Annotated in this window: 20 protein-coding genes; 8 read left to right on the forward strand and 12 right to left on the reverse strand. The window is 71.2% G+C overall.

Going from position 1 to position 21,514, the window contains the following annotated elements:
* Positions 1 to 81: 81 nt before the first annotated feature.
* Both JOF43_RS11440 and JOF43_RS11445 read right to left on the reverse strand, forming a co-directional pair.
* Entirely contained in the window at positions 82 to 843 is a 762-nt protein-coding gene (locus JOF43_RS11440) for a MerR family transcriptional regulator (RefSeq protein ID WP_209902124.1), read from the reverse strand.
* Entirely contained in the window at positions 830 to 2,050 is a 1,221-nt protein-coding gene (locus JOF43_RS11445) for an MFS transporter (protein ID WP_209902126.1), read from the reverse strand. The genes JOF43_RS11440 and JOF43_RS11445 overlap by 14 nt, the downstream gene beginning before the upstream one ends.
* 431 nt (positions 2,051 to 2,481) lie before the next feature.
* Between JOF43_RS11445 and dnaK the strand changes: the two genes are divergently transcribed.
* From dnaK to JOF43_RS11465, 4 genes are all read left to right on the forward strand, one after another.
* Positions 2,482 to 4,350, forward strand: coding sequence for a molecular chaperone DnaK (gene dnaK / locus JOF43_RS11450; protein ID WP_209902128.1), 1,869 nt, complete (start codon positions 2,482 to 2,484; stop codon positions 4,348 to 4,350).
* On the forward strand, positions 4,350 to 5,012 hold the full coding sequence (locus JOF43_RS11455) for a nucleotide exchange factor GrpE (RefSeq protein WP_209902130.1): 663 nt from the start codon (positions 4,350 to 4,352) through the stop codon (positions 5,010 to 5,012). The genes dnaK and JOF43_RS11455 overlap by 1 nt, the downstream gene beginning before the upstream one ends.
* A 131-nt stretch (positions 5,013 to 5,143) precedes the next feature.
* A complete protein-coding gene (locus tag JOF43_RS11460; protein ID WP_209902132.1) occupies positions 5,144 to 6,169 on the forward strand; it encodes a DnaJ C-terminal domain-containing protein in 1,026 nt (341 codons plus the stop codon).
* 106 nt (positions 6,170 to 6,275) lie between these two features.
* Positions 6,276 to 6,713, forward strand: coding sequence for a heat shock protein transcriptional repressor HspR (locus JOF43_RS11465; protein ID WP_209902134.1), 438 nt, complete (start codon positions 6,276 to 6,278; stop codon positions 6,711 to 6,713).
* Here JOF43_RS11465 and JOF43_RS11470 read toward each other — a convergent pair.
* The 6 genes from JOF43_RS11470 to JOF43_RS11495 form a co-directional block, all read right to left on the reverse strand.
* Entirely contained in the window at positions 6,631 to 7,887 is a 1,257-nt protein-coding gene (locus JOF43_RS11470; protein WP_245354085.1) for a glycosyltransferase, read from the reverse strand. The two genes, JOF43_RS11465 and JOF43_RS11470, sit on opposite strands and share 83 nt — an antisense overlap.
* 13 nt (positions 7,888 to 7,900) lie before the next feature.
* Entirely contained in the window at positions 7,901 to 8,596 is a 696-nt protein-coding gene (locus JOF43_RS11475; RefSeq protein ID WP_209902135.1) for a TVP38/TMEM64 family protein, read from the reverse strand.
* Positions 8,593 to 9,843 (reverse strand): glycosyltransferase family 4 protein, encoded by a 1,251-nt coding sequence (locus JOF43_RS11480; RefSeq protein ID WP_342592158.1) that lies wholly within the window; start codon positions 9,841 to 9,843, stop codon positions 8,593 to 8,595. The genes JOF43_RS11475 and JOF43_RS11480 overlap by 4 nt, the downstream gene beginning before the upstream one ends.
* A gap of 192 nt (positions 9,844 to 10,035) precedes the next feature.
* Positions 10,036 to 10,518, reverse strand: coding sequence for a YbhB/YbcL family Raf kinase inhibitor-like protein (locus JOF43_RS11485; RefSeq protein WP_209902137.1), 483 nt, complete (start codon positions 10,516 to 10,518; stop codon positions 10,036 to 10,038).
* 72 nt (positions 10,519 to 10,590) lie between these two features.
* Positions 10,591 to 11,865 (reverse strand): carboxylate--amine ligase, encoded by a 1,275-nt coding sequence (locus JOF43_RS11490; protein ID WP_209902139.1) that lies wholly within the window; start codon positions 11,863 to 11,865, stop codon positions 10,591 to 10,593.
* 21 nt (positions 11,866 to 11,886) lie between these two features.
* The gene (locus tag JOF43_RS11495) at positions 11,887 to 13,146 is read right to left on the reverse strand and encodes a carboxylate--amine ligase (RefSeq protein ID WP_209902141.1); all 1,260 of its coding nucleotides are present in this window, start codon (positions 13,144 to 13,146) and stop codon (positions 11,887 to 11,889) included.
* A gap of 123 nt (positions 13,147 to 13,269) precedes the next feature.
* On the opposite strand from JOF43_RS11495, the gene trpS reads away from it, so the two are divergent.
* Positions 13,270 to 14,346: a tryptophan--tRNA ligase gene (gene trpS / locus JOF43_RS11500; protein WP_209902143.1), complete on the forward strand. Its 1,077-nt coding sequence runs from the start codon at positions 13,270 to 13,272 to the stop codon at positions 14,344 to 14,346.
* 47 nt (positions 14,347 to 14,393) lie between these two features.
* Here the strand turns inward: trpS and JOF43_RS11505 are convergent, their stop codons facing one another.
* Entirely contained in the window at positions 14,394 to 15,977 is a 1,584-nt protein-coding gene (locus JOF43_RS11505) for a DUF5129 domain-containing protein (protein WP_209902145.1), read from the reverse strand.
* 184 nt (positions 15,978 to 16,161) lie between these two features.
* On the opposite strand from JOF43_RS11505, the gene cysK reads away from it, so the two are divergent.
* Together cysK and epsC are read left to right on the forward strand one after the other, a co-directional pair.
* Positions 16,162 to 17,091, forward strand: coding sequence for a cysteine synthase A (gene cysK / locus JOF43_RS11510; RefSeq protein ID WP_209902147.1), 930 nt, complete (start codon positions 16,162 to 16,164; stop codon positions 17,089 to 17,091).
* A gap of 8 nt (positions 17,092 to 17,099) precedes the next feature.
* Positions 17,100 to 17,696, forward strand: coding sequence for a serine O-acetyltransferase EpsC (epsC, locus tag JOF43_RS11515; RefSeq protein WP_209902149.1), 597 nt, complete (start codon positions 17,100 to 17,102; stop codon positions 17,694 to 17,696).
* A 5-nt stretch (positions 17,697 to 17,701) separates the two neighbouring features.
* On the opposite strand, the gene JOF43_RS11520 is transcribed toward epsC, so the two are convergent.
* Together JOF43_RS11520 and JOF43_RS11525 are read right to left on the reverse strand one after the other, a co-directional pair.
* Positions 17,702 to 18,481, reverse strand: coding sequence for an SIR2 family NAD-dependent protein deacylase (locus JOF43_RS11520; protein ID WP_209902151.1), 780 nt, complete (start codon positions 18,479 to 18,481; stop codon positions 17,702 to 17,704).
* Positions 18,478 to 19,332, reverse strand: coding sequence for an aldo/keto reductase (locus JOF43_RS11525; protein ID WP_209902153.1), 855 nt, complete (start codon positions 19,330 to 19,332; stop codon positions 18,478 to 18,480). Before JOF43_RS11525 ends, JOF43_RS11520 begins: the two co-directional genes overlap by 4 nt.
* A 124-nt stretch (positions 19,333 to 19,456) precedes the next feature.
* Between JOF43_RS11525 and JOF43_RS11530 the strand changes: the two genes are divergently transcribed.
* Positions 19,457 to 20,689 (forward strand): arginine deiminase, encoded by a 1,233-nt coding sequence (locus JOF43_RS11530; protein ID WP_209902155.1) that lies wholly within the window; start codon positions 19,457 to 19,459, stop codon positions 20,687 to 20,689.
* Positions 20,690 to 20,713: 24 nt separating this feature from the next.
* Here JOF43_RS11530 and JOF43_RS11535 read toward each other — a convergent pair whose 3' ends face one another.
* Complete coding sequence (locus JOF43_RS11535) at positions 20,714 to 21,286, reverse strand: GNAT family N-acetyltransferase (RefSeq protein ID WP_342592159.1); 573 nt, start codon at positions 21,284 to 21,286, stop codon at positions 20,714 to 20,716.
* Between the last annotated feature and the right edge of the window lie 228 nt (positions 21,287 to 21,514).

Consider the following 21,514-nt stretch of genomic DNA (forward strand, 5'->3'; position numbering starts at 1 on the left):
GTGAAGTTCGAGGGCGGGACTGCCGCACGGGTCGGAGACGGCTTGACCTGACCTATGGCCTGGTTTCCAGTCAGACCTCGCCTATGGACGCGGCAGCCCCTGTGCGCGGGGCTGTTCCGGTGCCAGACGTTGCTGGAGGGCGCGCACTGCGCGGTGCTGCACCGGGCGGAGGTCGCGGGCGCCCAGCTGGTCGAGCAGCTCGGTGGCGAGAGGGTCGGGGGACGACAAGTCCTTTGCGGTCTCCAGGAGCGGCCGGATCTGCTCGACCCATTCCTCGATCAGTGCCTCGACCTCGTGGTCCGAGGTGTCCGCATCGAGGGCGTAGAAACGCTCGGTCAGCGCGGCCAAGGCCGCTCTGGAGTCGTCCGGGACATCGAGCAGGGCGGCCAGACCTGCTGTCCCCTTCTCCCCGAGCAGATGAGCGATCAGGATGAGCTGCTCACGCTCGTACCTGACCATGTGATCGGGCACGCCCGGACCGGGTGCCGCCTGCGAGGCGGAGAGCTCCGGCGGCAGGTCTGGAGGGGCCCCGGTGCTGCGCAGCACGCCGATGCTGGCTCGGCGGGCGGTGAGGCGTTCGATCTCGGCCGCGGCCTGGCGATCGAGCTGCTCGAGCAGCGTCTCGGCTGTCGTGGGATCGTCCAGCACCTCGGGGAGAGCGGACAGGGGGACGCCCAGAGCCGTCAGCCGTGTGATGCGCAGGACGCGCACGAGATGGCCGACGTCGTACTGCCGGTAGTCCCCGGATGTTCGCGGCGGCTCGGGCAGCAGCCCGATCTGGTGATAGTGGCGCAGCGTGCGCACGGTGACGCCGGCCAGGTCGGCGAGTTCACTGCTGAGCATCGGCCATCTCCTTCGGATCCAGATCGTGCAGGGTACGCGAACCGATCACGGCCAGCAGGACCACGATCCACACCCCGGTCACACCGACCCCGGCCAGCAGCGGCGAGCCGAGCTCGGCGAGCACACCCGCCAGAGCGATCCCCGCCGGCGCGGCAACCGTCAGCAGTGCCGTCTTGACGCTGAGCACCCGTCCGAGGAGAGCAGCAGGGGTGTGCTGGACCTGCAGGACACCGGTGACCGCACCGACCACGGCATTGCCGAGCCCCAGGGCCGCCGCCCCGGCGAACACTACCGCCGGGGAGAGGAGCGAGGCCATCAGCGCGAACCCCACGGAGGTGACGACGAAACCCGCCGACAGCCATGCCCGCGACGACAACCGGGCTCCGAGGGCGCTGTAGACCGTTGCTCCGAGCAGCATCCCGGCTGCGAGGGCGGTGAGGACGAGGCCCAGCAGGTCGGGGCGGGAGATGAGGTCGAAGTACACCGGCATCACCAGTCCCTGCAGTCCTCCGAGAGCGACGGCCAGACCCAGGACCAGGACTGTCGTGCCCAGCAGGAAGCGGCTCCTGCCCACGAACAGCAGGCCATCGACGAGCTCCCGCATCAGGGGCCGACGCACGCCGCGGGAGGAGTCGACCTTCCCGAGGCGACGCGGCAGCATCCGGGTCAGCAGCGCGGCGAGGGCGGAGGTCGCCGCCGTGATCCACAGAACGGCCATGGCGTCGACGGCGGCCAGCAGCACGCCGGCGGCAGCGGGGCCGATCACCAAGGCGACGGAGGTCAGGGTCTGCCGCATGCCCACCACGCGCCGCAGATCCAGACCGGTGTGCCGGGCCACCATGGGAGCGAGGACCTCACGGGCGGTCATGCCGGGCACGTCACCGAACGCGCCCAGGATGCCGAGCAGGATGAACCACACCAGGTCGAGTCCCCACAGCATGTCCACGAGCGGCAGCGCCGCGATCGCCACGGCGGAGATGACGTCCGAGACCACCGAGGCCGTGCGCCTGTTGATCCGGTCGATGATCACCCCGCTGAGGAGGCCGACCACGACGGAGGGGATCGCGGTCGCGGTGGCCAGGGCGGACATGCCCAGCGGGCTGCCCGTGGTCTGCAGGACGATCAGCGGCAGCGCCACGGAGGCGATGCCGTTGCCGAGCAGGCTCAGCAGATGAGAGGCGTAATAGGCGAGTGCGACGAGTGGCATGCGTTCAGCGAAGGCCCTGACGTCACGTCGGGGTCAAGCGCGAGGAGCACGATGCTCTGTGATTCAGCACCCACCGCCGTGCGGGCGGTCTCGATCCTCGGAGGTGTGGTCGCCCGGAGACACCCACCGGGAAGATATCGGGGCGAGTCAGGAGGGCTCGGGGTGCGTGGTCGACGACGGGGCGGGGCCGTCCGGGGGTCGGAACCCACACGCGTACACGTGGCGTCGCTCACACGGCGCGAGGCCGGGAATGAACCTGGCCCCGGCAAGGTTGAGTCTGGTGTACTCAAGTTCGAGGGCCCTCGGATTGACAACGCTCGCCGCGAGTTCTCTACTTGAGTGCGTACAGCTCAAGTCTTGCCGTCGGCCTCCGGGTCGGCGGGCATCGCAGGAAACCGTGCGGCCCCTGAGTCGCAGAAAGGCAGGCACCCATGTCCCGTGTCGTCGGAATCGACCTCGGTACCACCAACTCCGCCGTCTCCGTCCTCGAGGGCGGCCAGCCCACGGTGATCGCCAACGCCGAGGGCTCGCGCACCACGCCGTCGGTCGTCGCCTTCTCCAAGCAGGGCGAGGTCCTGGTCGGTGAGGTCGCCAAGCGTCAGGCCGTCACCAACGTCGATCGCACGATCGCCTCCGTCAAGCGCCACATGGGCACGGACTGGAGCACGGAGATCGACGACAAGAAGTACACCGCGCAGGAGGTCTCCGCGCGCATCCTCGGCAAGCTCAAGAAGGACGCCGAGTCCTACCTGGGTGAGTCCGTGACCGACGCGGTCGTCACGGTCCCCGCGTACTTCTCCGACTCCGAGCGCCAGGCCACGAAGGACGCCGGCACCATCGCCGGCCTCAACGTGCTGCGCATCATCAACGAGCCCACCGCCGCGGCTCTCGCCTACGGCCTCGAGAAGGGCAACGACGACGAGCAGATCCTGGTCTTCGACCTCGGCGGCGGCACCTTCGACGTCTCCCTGCTCGAGGTGAGCAAGGACGACGAGGGCTCGACCGTCCAGGTCCAGGCCACCGCCGGCGACAACCGTCTCGGCGGCGACGACTGGGACCAGAAGGTCGTCGACTGGCTGATCTCCCAGGTCAAGAACAAGGAGGGTGTGGACCTGTCCAAGGACCGCATCGCTCTGCAGCGCCTCAAGGAGGCCGCCGAGCAGGCCAAGAAGGAGCTGAGCTCCTCGACCTCCACCAGCATCTCGCTGCAGTACCTGTCGATGACCGAGAACGGCCCGCTGCACCTGGACGAGAAGCTCTCGCGCGCCCAGTTCGAGGACATGACCTCGGATCTGCTCGAGCGCACCAAGGCGCCCTTCCACCAGGTGATCAAGGACGCCGGCATCAAGGTCGCCGACATCGACCACGTGGTCCTGGTGGGCGGCTCGACCCGCATGCCGGCCGTCACCGAGGTCGTGAAGTCGCTGACCGGCGGCAAGGAGCCGAACAAGTCGGTCAACCCCGATGAGGTCGTCGCCGTCGGCGCCGCGCTGCAGGCCGCCGTCATCAAGGGCGAGCGCAAGGACGTCCTGCTCATGGACGTCACCCCGCTGTCCCTCGGCATCGAGACCAAGGGTGGCGTGATGACCAAGCTCATCGAGCGCAACGCGGCCATCCCGACCAAGACCTCCGAGGTCTTCTCCACCGCCGAGGACAACCAGCCCTCCGTGGCGATCCAGGTGTTCCAGGGCGAGCGTCAGTTCACCCGGGACAACAAGATGCTCGGCACCTTCGAGCTGACCGGCATCGCCCCGGCCCCGCGCGGCATCCCGCAGGTCGAGGTCACCTTCGACATCGACTCCAACGGCATCGTGCACGTGACCGCGAAGGACCGCGGCACGAACAACGAGCAGTCCATCCAGATCACCGGCGGCTCCGCCCTGTCCGACGAGGACATCGACCGCATGGTGAAGGACGCCGAGGCCCACGCCGCCGAGGACGAGGAGCGCCGCAAGAACGCCGACGCCCGCAACACCCTCGAGCAGCTGGTCTACCAGGGCGAGAAGCTGCTCAAGGACAACGAGGACAAGATCGCCGACGCCGACAGGACGAAGGCCGAGGACGCGATCAAGGAGGCCAAGGACGAGCTGGCCAAGGAGGAGTCCGAGACCAGCGACCTCGAGGCCAAGCGCGACACCCTGAACGAGGCCCTGCAGGCCGTCGGCACCGCGATCTACTCGCAGGCCGAGGACGGTGCCGAGGGCGCCGAGGGTGCTCCCGAGGGCGAGGCCGGCGCGTCGTCGGACGACGATGACGTGGTCGACGCGGAGATCGTGGACGAGGACGAGGAGAAGAAGTGATGACCGAGGACCGAAGCACCCCGGATGACGCCGAGCGCCCCGAGGACGAGCCGAGGTTCTCCTTCACCGACAAGCGGAAGGTGAACCCGGAGGACGGCACCGTCCGTCCCTCCGGGGACACCCCCGCCGATCCGGCGCAGCCGGTGGATCCGATCGACGCCGAGGCCGCATCGCTCTACGAGCAGGCGGCCGAGGGCGGCCAGGACCCCGTCCCGGCCGATGCCGGGCGCGTCGCCGAGCTGGAGGGCAAGGTCACCGAGCTCTCCGAGGAGCTCAAGCGCGAGCAGGCCGAGTACGTCAACTCCCGTCGACGTATCGAGGCCCAGGCGGAGTCCGGCAAGGAGGCGGCCGTCGGCCGTGTCCTGACCTCGCTCATCAGCGTCCTGGACGACGTCGAGGCGGGCCGCCAGCACGGCGACATCGCCGAGGGCACCCCCTTCCAGGCGATCGCCCAGAAGCTCGAGGACACCCTCGCCACCCACGGTCTCAAGCGCTTCGGCGCCGTCGGGGAGGAGTTCGATCCGAACCTCCACGAGGCGCTCATGCACGAGGAGGCCGAGGACGTCGAGACGGCGACCATCTCGCTGGTCATCCAGCCGGGATACTCGATGAACGACCGGGTGCTGCGCCCGGCCCGCGTCGGGACCCGCGGCCCCGCCTGATCCACCCGGTCCGAGCGCGACCACCCTCAAGGCGGTGCGGGGCCTGCCGGCCGATGACCGGCCGGCAGGCCCCGCACCCGCTGAACCCCACGACCCCACGAAGTACCTGACGCTCCCGGAAGGAGACGCGCATGTCCTCACAGGACTGGCTCGACAAGGACTTCTACGCGGTCCTCGGCGTCTCGAAGGACGCGAGCGCGCAGGAGATCAAGAAGGCCTACCGCACACAGGCCAGGAAGTACCACCCCGACCATCACGCCGACGACCCGAAGGCCGAGGAGAAGTTCAAGGAGATCGGCGAGGCGTACTCGGTGCTCAACGACGCCGAGCAGCGCGAGCAGTACGACGCCATCCGCGCCATGGGCTCCGGCGGCGCCCGCTTCTCCGCGGGCCAGGGAGGCCCCGGCGGCGCCGGCTTCGAAGACGTCTTCTCCTCCATGTTCGGAGGCCAGGGCGGAGGTTTCCCGGGCGGCGCGCGGCCCGGTCCCGGAGGGGCCGGCGGCGCGGCGAACCCGGACCTGGACGACATCCTGCGCATGTTCGGCCAGGGCGGCGGCACGGCCGGTTTCGCGGGCGGCGGCTTCCCGGGCGGCTCCGGCGGCGCCCCCGCGAAGGGTTCCGACCTCTCGGCCCGCACCCGCATCAGCTTCCGCGACGCCGCGCTGGGCACCGAGATCCGGCTGAACGTCGACGGACGCTCCGTGACCACCCGGATCCCCGCCGGCGTGCACGACGGGCAGAAGATCCGCCTGCGCGGCAAGGGCCGCCCCGGACCGGGTGGCGCCCCCGCGGGCGACCTGCTGCTGACCCTCGACGTCGACGAGCATCCCGTGTTCAGCAGCGAGGGTGCGAACCTGCACCTGACGCTGCCGGTCTCCTTCGACGAGGCGGTGCTCGGCACGAAGGTCTCCGTGCCCCTGCTCGACGGAGGCACCGTGACCCTCAAGGTGCCGGCGGGCACCCCCTCCGGCCGCACCCTGCGGGTGCGCGGGAAGGGACTGGTCACCAAGAAGACCACCGGCGACCTCCTGGTCACCGTGCAGGTCGCCGTCCCCACACACGTCGAGGGCAAGGCCAAGCAGGCCGTCGAGGACCTGCGCGAGGCGCTGGCCGACGAGGACCCGCGCGCCGGGCTCGCCGAGGCCGCGGCGCACTGAGCTCCGCAACGCGCGGCCCGGTCATCTCACCGGGCCGCGGCCCGCGACGTGGGAGAGTGGAAGGCGCAGGCAGCGGTCGCACGACACGCAGGAAGGAGCACCGGACATGGCAGCCCAGCACCGCATCGACGAGCGAGCTCCCGTGTTCGTCATCTCCGTGGCGGCCGAGCTCTCGGGGATGCACCCCCAGACCCTGCGCCAGTACGACCGCATCGGACTGGTCTCCCCGCAGCGCACCCGTGGCCGCGGTCGCCGCTACAGCGCGCGCGACGTGGCCGCACTGCGCGAGGTGCAGCGGCTCTCCCAGGACGAGGGCATCAACCTCGCCGGGATCAAGCGGATCCTCGAGCTGCAGGACGAGGTCAGCGACCTCGCCGAGCAGCTCGAGAGCGTCCAGGAGTCCCTCGACTCCCTGACCCCCGCCCAACGGCGCGTCTTCGCCGCGGACCGCGACGGGGAGATCAGCGCACTGCGTCGGGGCGAGCGTCCCCGGCGGCGCGAGGCGGGAGCGCTCGTGCTGTGGCGCCCCCAGCGTCGGCGCTGAGGGTCCGCGTCCGCCGGTGCGGGCGCACTCCCGTGACCCGGTAGATCTCCTGCAGATCCCGGGCGACCTGACCGAGGTCCACGTCCTGGGCGGCCCGGCGCCCCGCGGCGGTGAGATCCTTCAGCTCACCGGCCAGCAGCGCCGACAGGTGGGCGGCGACGTCCCCGGCGAATCCCGGGCCGTCCCCGGCGACCTGGTGCGTGAGCACCCCGTCGGGCATCCGGTCGCGGTACAGGGGGATCGCGCGCACCAGCGCGGGCACCTCGCAGGCCAGCGCCTCCCACAGCACGATCCCCTCGGTCTCCTCCTTGGTCAGGAAGCAGAAGGCGTCGGCGCCGCAGTAGGACTCCCGCAGTTGCTCCGCGCTGACGTACCCGGGGAACAGGGCGTTGGCGGGCGCGGTGGCCAGCGCGCGCTGGACGTCGGCCGTCAGCAGCCGTTCATCGGTGCGCCCGTACCAGACGAAGGTCACCTCGGGCAGTCGGCGGGCGACCTCCACCCAGTCCAGGATCCCCTTGCGCACCAGCTGCATGCCCACGCTGAGCACCACCGTGGCGTCCTCGGGGAGGCCCAGGGACTCCCGCAGCCTCGCGCGGGCGGAGGGATCGGGGCGGAAGAACGTGGTGTCGACCCCGTTGGAGAGCACGTGGACCGGCGCGGAGATGCCGTACTTCGGCGCCGCGATCAGCTCGCGGGAGTACTCGCTGGGGGTCACCACGGCGTCCCCTCGGCGGTACAGATGCGCGATCCAGCGGCGGAAGGTGGGGGCGAGGGCATTGGCGCCCGGGAAGGAGTCGCGGAAGTCGTCCTCGGTCGAGTGCGCCCACATCAGCACCGGGCGACGCCACACTCGGGCCCACCGCGCGATCAGCGGCGTGTCCGGGAACGGGGTGTTCAGGTGTACGACGTCGAAGGGGCGCAGGGGGTTGGTGACCACTCGGTGCCCCAGGGAGAGCACCGCGGTCTCCTGATGGCGCATCGCGGCACCGATGCCGGACTCGCGGGCGAGGCTCGACAGGCCGCGGGGCATCAGCACCCGCAGCGGCTCGCCGGCGCGCACGTTGCGGCGCGGCTGGCGGCCCGGCAGCACCGAATGGAGCGTCTTCTCGAGCCGGCGCGCGGCACGCTCCCAGGGCCGACGGGGGCGCCTGACGGCGCGGGTCTTCATGTACATGGTGGTTCTCCGTTCACCAGGGCAGGAAGCGCAGGATGACTGCGCTGACCCCGAGGCCGTACGCGATCAGGGCCCACGGCTTGCACAGCAGGATGATCAGGGCATAGGTGCGCCAGCGCATACGGGTGGTGCCAGCGATGTAGCAGAGCAGGTCGTCCGGGGCGATCGGCAGGGCGATCGCGAGCGCGAAGGCCCGCGTGAAGTGGGCGTTGCGGGTCCAGCCCAGGAACTTCTCGACCGTCCTGGTGGGGAAGATCCGCTCGATCAGGGCGAGCCCGACGTGGCGGGCGATGAGGAAGTTCAGCAGGGAGCCGGCGCACACGGCGAGATAGTTGTACAGCGTCCCCTCGACCGCGCCGAACAGGACGGGACCGGCGATGACCAGCAGGCCGCCGGGGACGATGGGGAACACCACCGAGGCGGCGGAGACGACGAGGAAGACGATCGGGCCCCAGGCACCCAGCGAATCGATGAACGCCTGCAGGTTCTCCAGCGATTGCAGCACCCCGGTCTGCAGACCCCAGGCCACCAGGCCGATGCTGACGGCGAGGCCCAGCAGCGGCGACAGCTTGGCCGCGAAGCGCAGGGGGTCGCGACGCGGCGGCGCAGCGTGCTCCGCGGGGACGCGCGGCGTGGTGCGGGTGGGCGCCTCCTGCACCGAGCGGTGCGGAGCGGACACGACGGGCACGGAGCCGGTCAGGGTGCTCATGCCGCCACGGCCTTCGTGGCGATGATCTGCGGCGAGCGGCGCCGCAGGACCTGCTGGTACACCGCGAGCACGGCGCGCCCGAACTCCGAGGCGCCGCAGGTGGCACGTGCGTGCTCGGCGGCCTCCGCGGACATCGTGCGCCGCAGGGCCGGATCATCCAGCAAGGTCTCGAGCCGGGCCGAGAACTCGGCCGAGGTCTCGTACTGCCAGCCGGTGCGTCCCGCGATCACGACGCTGGCCAGGGAGGGATCCCGACGGCACAGCAGCGGCAGGCCGCTGGCCAGGGCCTCGATGAAGGTCAGGCCCTGGGTCTCGCTGCGCGAGGCGCTGACGAAGGCGTCGCCGATGCGGTACCAGCGCTGCACCTCGGCGGGATCGACCACCCCGGCGAAGCGGACGCGATCGGCGATCCCGAGCGCCTCGGCGTGGGCCTCGAGCTCCTCGCGATACGGCCCCTCGCCCACCAGCACCAGCACGGTGTCCTCACGGTCGGCGGCCGCGACCAGGTCCAGCACCTCGTCGAGGTTCTTCTCCTTGGCCAGGCGGCACACGGAGACCAGCACCTTCTGCTCGGCGGTGATGCAGAGGCGCTCGCGCAGCGCGGCGACGTCGGCGCGCTCGGCCGCGGAGCGGGCGGGGCGGAAGCGCTGCAGGTCGAGCCCGGTGGGGACGACGTGGAGGGGACGATGCACCCCGTACCCGTCCAGCAGTCGCGCCACCTTCGCGGTCGGCGCGATGACGGCGTCGGTCCCCGCCAGCACGCGGCGCGAGAAGGTCGCGACGACCTTCCGGCCGACGGTGCGGCTGGGGGAGTAGTAATGGGTGTAGTCCTCGTAGATCGTGTGGTACGTGTGCACCAGCGGCGCCCCGAGGGTCCTGGCGATCCGCCGTGCCCACACGTGCGTGGAGAACTCGCACTGGGAATGGATGACGTCCGGTCCCCAGCGCACGATCTCGCGCAGCACCCGGCGGCTGCCCGGCATCCCGATGCGCGCCCGGTCGTAGAACAGCCCCGCCGAGACGGAGCCGATCCGGTAGACGCCCTCCTCGCTGCGGGTGCGCATCCCCTGCGAGAGGGTCAGCACACGGACGTCGCAGCCGAGGGCGAGCAGCTCACGCCGCAGCGTCGCCACGGAGGCCACGACGCCGTTGACGACGGGTTCCCACCAATCGGTGGTCAGCAGCACGCGCACGGGGCGCTGCGGGGTGCCGGTCCGCTCGGCGGGGCGCATCCTGGTCAGGTTCACCCCTGAAGACTCGCACCCGTGGACGCTCACGGCGTCCTCCGAGCGGATGAACGGGGTCAGCCTCCGGTCTGATCCTCGCTCCACGCACTCCGTGCGGATTGTCGTCGACCTCATGGTTCGAGATTACGACTGCAGGTCGGGCGGGGCGACGGGGCGCGCCCGACAGGTCGCGGAGTGTTCCCCCCTGGTGTTTCAGCCCTTCACCTGGTAATGGGCTGTGAGCGACGCGGAGGCCAGCTGCTGGGTGAACAGGGCGAAGCGGGTGCCGACGTGCGGGGCCTCCGGGTCGGCGCCGAGGCTCTCGACCGGCAGGGCGTGCACGGTGAACACGTAGCGGTGCGAGGGGCCGGCGGGCGGCTCGGGGCCGTCGTAGCCGACCTTCCCGAAGTCGTTGACGGCCTGCTGGAGGCCGGGTTCGTCGCGGTCCACCCCCAGCGGCAGGGAGGTGGTGTCCGCGGGGAGGTCCCAGGCGATCCAGTGCCAGAACCCGGAGCCGGTGGGGGCGTCCGGGTCGAAGAGCGTGAGCGCGTAGGAGCGCGTGCCCTCCGGGGCGCCGGACCAGGTGAGGTCGGGGGAGAGGTTCTCGCCGCCGAGGTTCTCCACCAGCTGCTGGGGAGCGACCACGCTGCCGTCGGGGGTCGCGGACGAGGTCAGGGTGAACGTCGCTGTGCTCATACCGGTCAGGGTAGGGACGTCACCGGAGGATGTCGACCGCCGCGGGGATCGGCACGGTCCGGGTGCGGCGGCTCAGAAGCCGTCGGCCGACGGCCGCGGGTAGTGCTGCAGGAACTTCTTGACCTGGTTGGCCTTCGCCGCGAGCACGTAGAGACGGCGCCTGATCCCCTCGACGGAATAGGCGAGCGGGTTGACGGTACGGCGACGACCGATCTCCCGGACCCGCGCGCGCAGGTCCGGGTCGATGAGATAACGGCGCAGCAGGAACCACGGCACGATCGAGTAGAGGACCTCCTCGCGCGGCACCATCCGGGTGATCCCGCGGTCCTCGACGAGATCGGCGACCACGGGCTCGGCGACGTTCGCGCCGGCCGCGGTCATGTAGTGGTTGTTACGACCGATGCGGGGGTTGACCTCGAAGAACTTCGCCGTGCCGTCGCGCGGGTCGATCTTCACGTCGAAGTTCGCGTAGCCCCGGTACCCCGTGTGCTCGAGGAAGCGCACCGACTGCTCGAACACCTCGGGCAGATCGGTGGTGTACATCGCGGCCGGGTTCCCGAGGGCTCCGGGGGTGTGCTCCTCGAGCAGCACCTGCGCCCCGCCCAGCAGGGTCACCTCGCCACGGGTGTCCACGTACGCGGTCACCGACAGCATCGCCGTGTCATCCCCCGGGATCATCTCCTGGAGCACGAAGCGGTCGCGGTACCCGGCCGCGGTCAGCCGCTCGATCAGGTCCACCAGCTGGGGTCGGTCCGCGATCTCGAAGACCTTGCGCTTGCCCGGGAAGGAGACCGCGTTGTACGCCGAGGAGCGGGAGGCCTTCGCGACCAGCGGCCAGCCCAGGTCCAGCTCCGGGACCTCCGGTGCGGAGCCGTCGCCGAAGTCGAGCACGACGGTGCGCGGGGTGGGCACGCCGATCTCGGTGCACCGCTCGGAGAAGATCGCCTTGTCGGCGACTGCGCGCAGCACGTCATCGCCGAGCAGGGGCAGGTGGTAGTACTCGCCGAGGCGCTCGCGGTGCGCGGCCAGCAGGGCGACCAGGAAGTCGGCGTTGGCCAGCAGCACCGGGCGGGCGCCGCCGGGCCGGGAGGCCTTGTCGGCCCCGATCTGCACGAGCGCCTCGATCATCTGCCCCTCGGTGGCGGCCATGCCGAGCTCGTGGGTGCGCAGGATCGTGGAGTGGGCGACGGGGCCGGCGACCTTGCGGGTCACGACCGTGGCAGTCGTGCCGTACTTCTCGTGGAAGGCACGGGCGAGGGCGTAGATCCCGATGTCCCCGCCGAGCAGCACCAGGTCCACCCCCGGGGTGGGGACGGCGGCGAAGGGGTGGGAGGGGGTGTCGGGCATCGGGCAGGATCCTTCCCGGGCTCAGAAGCCGGTATCGGTGGGGCGGGGATAGACGGTGCGGTACTTGCGCACGAAATTCACCCCGGAGACGACGGAGTACGCGCGCATCCACAGTCCCTCCGGACGGTACCGGAAGGGGTTGCGCAGCCCCGTGCGCGCCACGCGGCGGATGTGCTCGCGCAGGGCGGGATCGCGCAGATACCGCAGCACCAGGCGCACCGGCAGGATCGAGTAGAGGATCTCACGAGTGACCACCACCTGGTCGAGGTCCCGCTCCTCCAGGCGGTCGGCGACGACATGACGGGCCACGCTCTCCCCGGCCGCCGTCACGTAGTAGTTGTTGCGGCCGATCCGCGGGTTGATCTCGAAGAAGCACTCCCGGCCGGTGCGGGGGTCGACCTTCACGTCGAAGTTGGCGAAGCCGACGTAGTCCACGGCGTCCAGGAACCGTTCCGCGGCCGCGGTGAGGCTCGGGAAATCACCGGTGACCATCGCGGCGGGCCGCCCCAGCGCATCGGGCGTGTGCTCGCCCAGCAGCACCTGTGCGGCGCACAGCAGGGTGACTTTCCCCCGCGAGGAGCGGTAGGCGGTGATCGAGCGTTCGGCGGTGTCGTCGCCCGGGATCAGCTCCTGGAACAAGAACCGGCCGGTGAAGCCGGCCCCGTGCAGGCGACGCACCAGGTCGAGGTGCTCCTCGGGGGTCTCCAGAAAGAACACCTTGCGCTTGCCGTCGAAATGCACGTGGTGGTACTCGGCGGTGTTCGCGGCCTTGCCGACCACCGGATAGGACCAGGGCAGCTCCCGCTCCCCGTTCCAGTCCGGCTCCTCGGCCCGGGAGAAGTCGACGGTCACGGTGGGCACCGTGCCGATTCCCAGCTCCTCGCAGAGCTGCGCGAAGTCCGCCTTGTCGGCGAGGCGGGCGAGGAGCGCACCGTCCACCTGAGCGAGCACGTAGTGCTCCTCGAGCTCGCCGCGGAAACGGTCGATGAACTCGATCAGGGAATCGGCATTGGTCAGCAGCAGTGCCGGCCGTCCCGCGGGACGCTGGGCCGCCAGCGTCAGCAGGGCGTCGCGCATCTCCTCGTCGGAGGCCTCCGCCCCGAGCACCAGCTGATCGCTGGTGACCGTGTGCTCGTTCATCGCCACCGGGACCCGCACCACCGTGGTGCACCGCATGCCGTACTGCTGGTGGAAGGCGATGGTGAGGTTCAGGGAGTTCAGCCCGGCACCGAGGACGACGACGTCGAACCCCGGGTCGACCGGTGAGGAGGGCGAGCGCATGGTCGAGATCCTAGCGGCGCGACCCGGCGAGGCCGCAGAGGAAGCCCGCCCTCCGCGCTCCGGCGTGACCGGTCCGACGCCGCGGACGGCCGAGCGCTGACGCGCGGCCGCTAGCATGGACGGGTGAGCGAACCGATCATCTCCCGCAGCAGCTATGACACCGCCAGGACCCGCAGCGACGCGGTCTGGGCGAAGATCGCCTCCGACCCCTCGGGTCTGCGCATGCTCACCGGCGACCGTCCCACCGGCGCGCTGCACATCGGGCACTACTTCGGCTCGCTGCGCAACCGGGTCCACCTCCAGGACGCCGGCATCGAGACCTGGGTGCTGGTCGCCGACTACCAGGTCATCACCGACCGTGAGGTGGTCGGGGACATCACGGGCTCCGTGCGCGAGCTGCTGACCGACTATCTCGCCGTGGGCCTCGACCCCGAGCGGTCCACCTTCTTCGCGCACTCCGCGGTGCCCGCGCTGAACCAGCTGATGCTGCCCTTCCTCTCGCTGGTCACCCAGCCCGAGCTGGAGCGCAACCCCACCGTGAAGGCGGAGCTCGCCGCGGCCGGGAAGTCCGCCATGGGCGGGCTGCTGCTGACCTATCCCGTCCACCAGGCCGCCGACATCCTGTTCTGCGGGGGCAATGTGGTGCCGGTGGGACGGGACCAGCTGCCCCACCTCGAGCAGACGCGAGTCATCGCCCGGCGCTTCAACGAGCGCTACGGGGGCGGCGAGGAGGTCTTCGCCGAGCCCGACGCGCTGCTGTCCGACGCCCCGACGATCCTGGGCCTGGACGGCGAGAGCAAGATGAGCAAGTCCCGTGGCAACACCGTGATGCTGCGGATGGACGAGGCGGAGACCGCCAAGAAGATCAAGAAGGCCAAGACGGACTCCGAGCGCGTGATCACCTACGACCCGGAGGGTCGTCCGGAGGTCGCGAACCTGCTGACCATCGCCGCCCAGTGCCGGGGCCGCTCACCCGAGGAGATCGCCGAGGAGATCGGCGACAAGGGTTCGGGCACCTTGAAGGTGATGACGGCCGAGGTGCTCAACGAGCATCTGGCACCGATCCGCGCGCGTCGCCGCGAGCTCGAGCAGGACCCCGGGTACCTGTTCTCCGTGCTGCGGGCGGGCAACGAGCGGGCCAACGAGGTCGCCGATGCCACGCTCGCACGGGTGCGCGAGGTGATGGGGATGGTCTACTGACCCGCTGACGCGTGCCGACCGTGCGGCGGGGCGGGCAGGGACAGGCCTCAGAACCGGCTCGAGCTGCCGGCCCCCGAGAAGCCGCCGGCGGCGGCCGAGTAGCCCGCGGTGCTGCCGCCGCCGCTCGCGGCCGACGGATTGCGGTGCGTCTCCAGCGCCGTCGCGGACTGCGTGGACCAGTTCGAATACCACAGCAGCGGGCTGAGGGTCCAGAAGACGTCCGCGGAATCGCTCGCCTCGTGCTCGAGCGCATGGCGCCGCCCGCGCACCGAGCGGTAGCCGCGCTCCTCGACGTCCGCCGCGGCCCCCTCCAGCAGCTCCCGCTCCTCGTCGTCGGACGCCATCCGGGAGATGCGCCCGCTGCGCAGGCGGGTGACGGCCGCCGAGAGCTCCCGGGTCAGGGTGTCGAGGCGCTCCAGGGCGGAGTCGGGGTCGATCCGGTCCGCCTCCAGCTGGCCGGTCAGCGAGTCCAGTTCGACGGCGATGTCCCCGCCGAGCTCGCGCACCTCGGAGGCGGCAGCGGCCTCCTGCTCGGAGACGCCCCCTTCGTCCTCCGTGACCTCTTCCCCGGCCAGTTCGCCGGCTAGCGCGCCATCGAGGGCGCTGAGGGAGTCCCGCAGCGGGCGCAGCTCGCGCTCCCAGGCCGTGCGCCAGCCACCGCTGCGCCGCAGCAGGTCGCTGGTGGCGATGATGTCGTCGTCGGCCTCATCGAGATGGCGGACCGTCCCCTCGAAGCTGCGGGCCAGCTTCCGCTCCGTCCCTGCCAGTCCCCAGGCCCATCCGCGCTGCTGAGGTGCGGGGAGGTGGTCGTGCATCTCCTCGACCTTCTCCAGGCGCTGCTGGAAGTCCTGGTGGGCCACCAGCACCGCGTGGGCATAGGGAGAGGTCGTCGGCAGCGACCGGGCGGCGGCATCGGTCTGCACGCGCCGCTGCTGGACGTCCTCGTAGCGGGCCAGCGCGGAGTCGGCCCGGCGCCGGGCCGTGCGCCGACCGGCCAGGGCGCCGCCGCCGAGGACCAGGACGACCCCGACCACCACGGCGGCGACCGTCATCACGGCGGGATGCCGCCACCACGGCCGATCCAGCAGACCGGCGTACTTCTGGGTCCCCGCCTCGAGGGCGTCGGCCCATCTCCCGTCGGCCGCGTCGTCGCGCATGGCATCCTGGACGGCTTCGAACCCACCCTCGTCGAGGGCCACTTCCTCGCCGCCGTAGGTGCCCAGGAACCGATGCGTCGGATCCAGGGCGAGGAGCACGGTCCCCTCCGCCCAGTGCTCGCCGTCCTCGGAGAGCAGCTCGGGGGCGGTGTCACGGGCATGGGCCAGCACCGCATCGTTCAGCGCGGTGTCCTGGGCGGGATCCGAGTCGTACTCGGTGACGTCGAGCACCACGACCGCGAGCTGCACGTCCTCACGGAAGTCGATCTCCTTCAGGCGTGCCTGGAGCAGTTCGGGGTCGACCTCGCCGGTGGTGTCGGTGACGGTCACCGAGCTCGGCGGGACGGCGTGCGCCGGCTGCGGCGGCATCACCTGCAGCGCGAGCACCAGGGCCAGGATCAGCGCGAGCAGCGCGCCCGATCGCTGGAGGAGCCGATCGAGCGGCGGGGTGCGGGTCACGAGGGAGGACGCCATACCCCCGAGACTAGGGTGGAGGTGGCCCGGAGCCCTTCGACCTCCGTCGAGAGTTGGGTGGCGTGTCGGCGGGTGTCCGGGGGGAGAACCCCGATTGGACGACCCTCGGACCGGGCCGGTTATGATCATCCCAAGCGCACCTTTTGGGTCACGCCGATCGTGATCCGCCCTTCGAGGAGGAAGCATGCCTGTGTACGAGAACGTCTCCGAGCTGGTCGGCGGCACCCCGCTGGTCCGACTCAACCGGCTGGGCGACGAGGTCAAGGCCACGGTGCTGGCCAAGCTCGAGTTCTACAACCCCGCCAACTCCGTCAAGGACCGCATCGGCGCGGCGATGATCGACGCCGCCGAGGAGTCCGGGCAGCTGCAGCCGGGCGGCACCATCGTCGAGGCCACCAGCGGCAACACCGGGATCGCCCTGGCCATGATCGGCAGTTCCCGTGGGTACAAGGTCGTCCTCGCGATGCCCTCCTCGATGTCGAAGGAGCGCCGCATGCTGCTGCGCGCCTTCGGTGCCGAACTGGTCCTCACCGAGCCCGCCCAGGGCATGAAGGGTGCGGTCGAGAAGGCCGAGGAGATCGCCGCCGAGACCGGAGCGGTCCAGGTCAAGCAGTTCGACAACCCGGCCAATGTGGACGTGCACCGCCGCACCACCGCCGAGGAGATCTGGAACGACACCGAAGGCGCGGTAGACGTCGTGGTCGCCGGCATCGGCACCGGCGGCACCATTTCCGGCGTCGGCCAGGTGCTCAAGGAGCGCAAGGGCGAGGTGAAGATCATCGCGGTCGAGCCCGAGGAGTCCGCGATCCTGACCGGCGGGGCTCCGGGCCCGCACAAGATCCAGGGCCTGGGCGCGAACTTCGTGCCCTCCATCCTGGACCGCGAGATCTATGACGAGGTCGTCGACATCGACGCCGAGACCTCGATGGAGCGGGCCCGCTCCGTGGCCCGCAGCGAGGGCCTGCTGGTGGGGATCTCCTCCGGCGCCGCGATCGAGGCCGCCGCCCGGGTCGGCGCCCGGGAGGAGTTCGCCGGCAAGACCATCGTGGTGGTGCTGCCGGACTTCGGCGAGCGTTACCTCTCCACCCCGCTGTTCGCCGAGTACGCGGACTGAACGCGGCGATGAGCGGGCTGATCGGCGCGCTCGCCGATCGTGTGCTGGGCACCGTCGCGACGCTCCGGGAGGACGTCGCGGCGGCCCACAGACGCGACCCGGCAGCCACCGATGACCTCGCGCTGCTGCTGACCTCGCCGGGGATGCACGCGATCTGGACCTACCGCCTCGCCCACCGGCTCTGGGCGCGTGGAGCGACCCGCCCTGCGCTGGTCATCGCGCAGGGGGCACGGTCGATCACCGGGGTCGAGATCCACCCCGGCGCCACCATCGGACGCCGCTTCTTCATCGATCACGGCATGGGCGTGGTGATCGGCGAGACCGCCGAGATCGGTGACGACGTGATGCTGTACCACGGCGTGACCCTCGGGGGCCGTTCCATGGAGCGCACCAAACGCCACCCCACGGTCGAGGACGGGGCGACGATCGGTGCCGGCGCGCGCGTGATCGGACCCGTCGTGATCGGCCAGGGCGCCCAGATCGGTGCCAATGCCGTGGTCGTCAAGGACGTCCCGGCGCTCGCCACCGCGGTCGGGATCCCGGCGACGGTGCGTATCGAGGCCGCCCATCCCGAGGAGCAGATGGATCCTGCGATCTGGATCTGAGTCCCTCAGAAGGGGTCGAGGAAGGAGGTCCCGCCGACGTGGTGCAGGCTGCGCTCCCAGTCGGGCAGCACCTCGTGGGCGTCCTCGGCGATCACGTGGTCGAAGGCCGCGCGCAGGGAGGGATCGAGCGGCGGCGCGACGTCCACCAGCACGGTCGTCGCCCCGTGGGCCTTGGCCAGGGGCGCCAGCTGCGCCGCCGGGAAGACCGTCCCGCTGGTGCCGACGGCGACGAACAGGTCCGCCCGCTGCGCCAGGCGCATCCCCAGCTCGAGGGCGTCCGGGGGCAGCATCTCGTCGAACAGCACCACGTCCGGCCGGGTGGGCGCGCCGCACCTGGGGCAGGCAGCGGGCACCCCGTGATCCTCCGGGCGGGGCCCGGTGCCCGGCACCAGATGATCCCGCCAGCGGCAGTCCGGGTCGAGGCACACCGCGTGCAGGGCACTGCCGTGCAGCTCGGCGACGACCTCGCTGCCGGCCGCCTGGTGCAGACCATCGATGTTCTGCGTGATCACCGGCGCGCCCAGGCGGGCGATCGCCCGGTGCCCCGGGGTGGGGCCGTGCTCCGCGGCGATCTGCGCCATCCGGCCCCAGACACTCCACAGCTGCGGCAGCGACCCCGGCAGCAGCTCGGCGTGCATCGCCTCTTCCGTCTCGGGTTCCAGGGCCCACAGCCCGTCGGGCCCGCGGAAGGTCCCCAGCCCGGTGCGGGCGCTGATCCCCGAGCCGGTGAGGAAGACGATCTCCTGGTGCTCCGGGCCGGGGGAGAAGCGGCCCGTCGGCCTCACCACTCCTCGTGCTCGCGCGAGTCCCAGGCCGCGTCCTCGCCGAGGTCGAGCGTGGCCAGCAGTTCACGGTCGGCATCGTCGAGACGCACGTGGTCCAGGGTCGCATTGTCCCGCTGACGCTGCGGGTCCGAGGACTTCGGGATCACCACGATGCCCTGGTCCACCGCCCAGCGCAGCGAGATCTGGGAGGCGCTCGCGCCGTGCTTCTCGGCGACCCGACGCAGCGCGAACTGCGCATCCAGGCCCTCCCGGCCTCCGAGCGGGCCCCAGGCCTCGGTGAGGATCCCGTGCTCGCGGTGGAAGTCCACCGCCTCGGGACGCTGCAGCGCGGGGGAGAGCTGGACCTGATTCACCTCGGGCCACATGCCGGTGGCGTCGAACAGCTCCTGGAGCTGCTCGGGACGGAAGTTCGAGACCCCGATGTGCAGGGCCCTTCCCTCCTCCTTGAGGTCGATCAGCGTCCGCCAGGTCTCCAGGGCCAGTCCGCGCGAGGGATTGGGCCAGTGGATCAGCACCAGGGCGGCGCGCTCGAGCCCGAGGCGGCGCAGGGACTCGAGGTACCCGGTGCGGGCGGCCTCGCGACCCTGGTCCCCGCCGGCGATCTTGGTGGTCACGAGCACCTCGTCGGGATCGACGCCGCTGACGCGCACGGCCTCGCCGACGGACGCCTCGTTGCCGTACTGCGCGGCGGTGTCGAGCAGGCGGTAGCCCGCCCCCAGCGCCGCAGCGATCCCGTCGACCGCGCCGCGGCCCTTCATGCTGCTGGTGCCGAAGCCGATCAGCGGGAACGAGGAGCCGTCGGCCAGAGACGTGGTGGGGATGGACAGAGCGGGAACGGACTGCGGGCTCATGGAGGCCTCCTGCGAAGGTCGGGAGCGGACACCACCAGCGTAGCGATCAGAGCCGGGGGAGGAGCAGGTGGTGGTCTCTGTTAGCGTGCGGACCCCCCAGACGTCTCGAGGAGGAGAGTCTTCTATGTCCGCTGCGCCCACCGCGCCCTCCGGAGTGCACGACGAGATCTCTGATCTGCGCCGGGTGATCGTCCATCGGCCCGGCCCGGAGCTCGAACGCCTCACCCCGGACTCGCGGGAGGAGTTCCTCTTCGACGAGGTGCTCTGGCGCGGGCGTGCCGAGGCCCAGCACCAGGAGTTCTCCGACCTGCTGCGGGCCGAGGGCGTCGAGGTGCTCGAGCTGACGGAGCTGCTCACCGATCTCCTGGAGATCCCGCACGTGCGCGGCGAGCTGCTGGAGCGGGCGCTGGATCCTGCGGTGCTCGGCGACATCGCCGTGCAGGACCTCACCGAGGCGCTCGGCGAGATGCCCTCGACGCGGCTGGCGGAGGTGATGATCGCGGGGATCACGGTCGCGGAGGTGCGCGGGCTGGGGGTCAGTCCCCGCTCGATCGCGCTGCAGCGGGTGGCCGAGGAGCACCTCGTGCTGGATCCGCTGCCCAACCACCTGTTCACCCGCGACCCCTCGGCCTGGATCGGCGACATGGTCTCGGTCAGCCCCATGCGTCACGGCGCCCGGCGCCGCGAGAGCCTGCATCTGGAGGCGATCTACCGCCACCACCCCTCCTTCGCCGGGCCCGCCGCCCCACGACGCCTGCTGGGCCGGGACGGAGCCGGGGCCGCCACCGTCGAGGGTGGAGACGTGATGGTGCTGTCGCCGCAGGTGGTGGCCGTGGGACTCTCGGAACGGACCAGCGCCGTGGGAGTCGAGCGGCTCGCCGCCGACCTGCTCGAGCACGGCCCCGTCGAGCGGGTGATAGCGATCGCCCTGCCGCACCGGCGTTCGATGATGCACCTGGACACCGTCACCAGCGTCGTCGACCAGGAGTCGATGCTGCGCTACGGCCCGCTGGGGTCGCTCGAGACCTTCGAGATCCGGCGCCCCGCCGGCCGGCTCGTCTCGCGCGCCCGGGCGGCCGACGAGATGGACGCCGTGCTCGCGCGGGGGCTCGGAGTCGACCGCCTGAGGGTGCTCAGCCCTCCGCTGGACCCGTACACCGCAGCCCGCGAGCAGTGGGACGACGGCTGCAACGTGCTGGCGATCTCCCCGGGTCGCGTGGTGGCCTACGAGCGGGCGGCGGCGACCAACGAGTACCTGCGCTCGCAGGGCGTGGAGGTGCTGGAGTTCGCCGGGGACGAGCTCGGCCGGGGCCGCGGCGGACCGCGCTGCATGAGCTGTCCCGTCGCCCGCGGCTGAAGGCTGGCCCGGGACCCGAGCCGTTCAGCGCCGGGTGGGTGGCGGCGGATCGGCTTCCGTCTGCAGCGCTCGCGCCTGCTGCGGAAGCGGCTCGGTCAGCGAGCGCTCGAGCAGCAGCTGCTGGGCGCCGAACTCCTCCAGCCCCTTGCGCACGGTGAAGCCGAGCTTGCGCAGCAGGGCGACGCTGCGCTTGTTGCGGGTCTGGCTGACCGCGATCACGTGCTCGTCCTCGAGCTCGGACCGCGCCCAGGACAGCAGAGCGATGCACGACTCCGCGGCGAAGCCCTGCCCGGTCCACTCCGGCAGCAGCGCATAGGACAGCTCGAGCTCATCGCGGTCGTAGTCCAGCGTGATCGAGCCGATCATGGTGTCGTCGCCTGCCAGGGCGAGCGCCCAGCGGCCCCAGCTCAGTCCCAGCGGGGAGAGCTCCAGGGCCTGGCGGGAGGCGTAGTCCACCGACCCGCCCAGGTACTCACGGGTGACGGGATCGGTCATCAGCCGGATCATCGCCGCTCGGTCCTCGTCGCCCGGCGGACGGATCACCAGCCGTGGGCTGCGTATGCGCACCGGCCAGTCGCTCGTGCCTTCCTTCGTCACGGCTACACCGTACAAGGTGCGCACCGGTGCTCCCGGCCGCCGGCGCGCGATCACGCACGGGCTCCCCGGCGGTTGCCTGCGGTTTCCACGGCGCGGCGCCCGAGTGCCTCCTGCGGCGGGGACGGACGGTATGGTGAGGCCTGCGGCACGCCGAGGTGCCGCGAACTGCCGGCTCACGGGAACGTGCCGCGGATGCCGAGGGGCGGCGATCCCGCCCCGTGACGAGAA

The sequence above is a fragment of the Brachybacterium sacelli genome (assembly GCF_017876545.1).
Classification (GTDB): domain Bacteria; phylum Actinomycetota; class Actinomycetes; order Actinomycetales; family Dermabacteraceae; genus Brachybacterium; species Brachybacterium sacelli.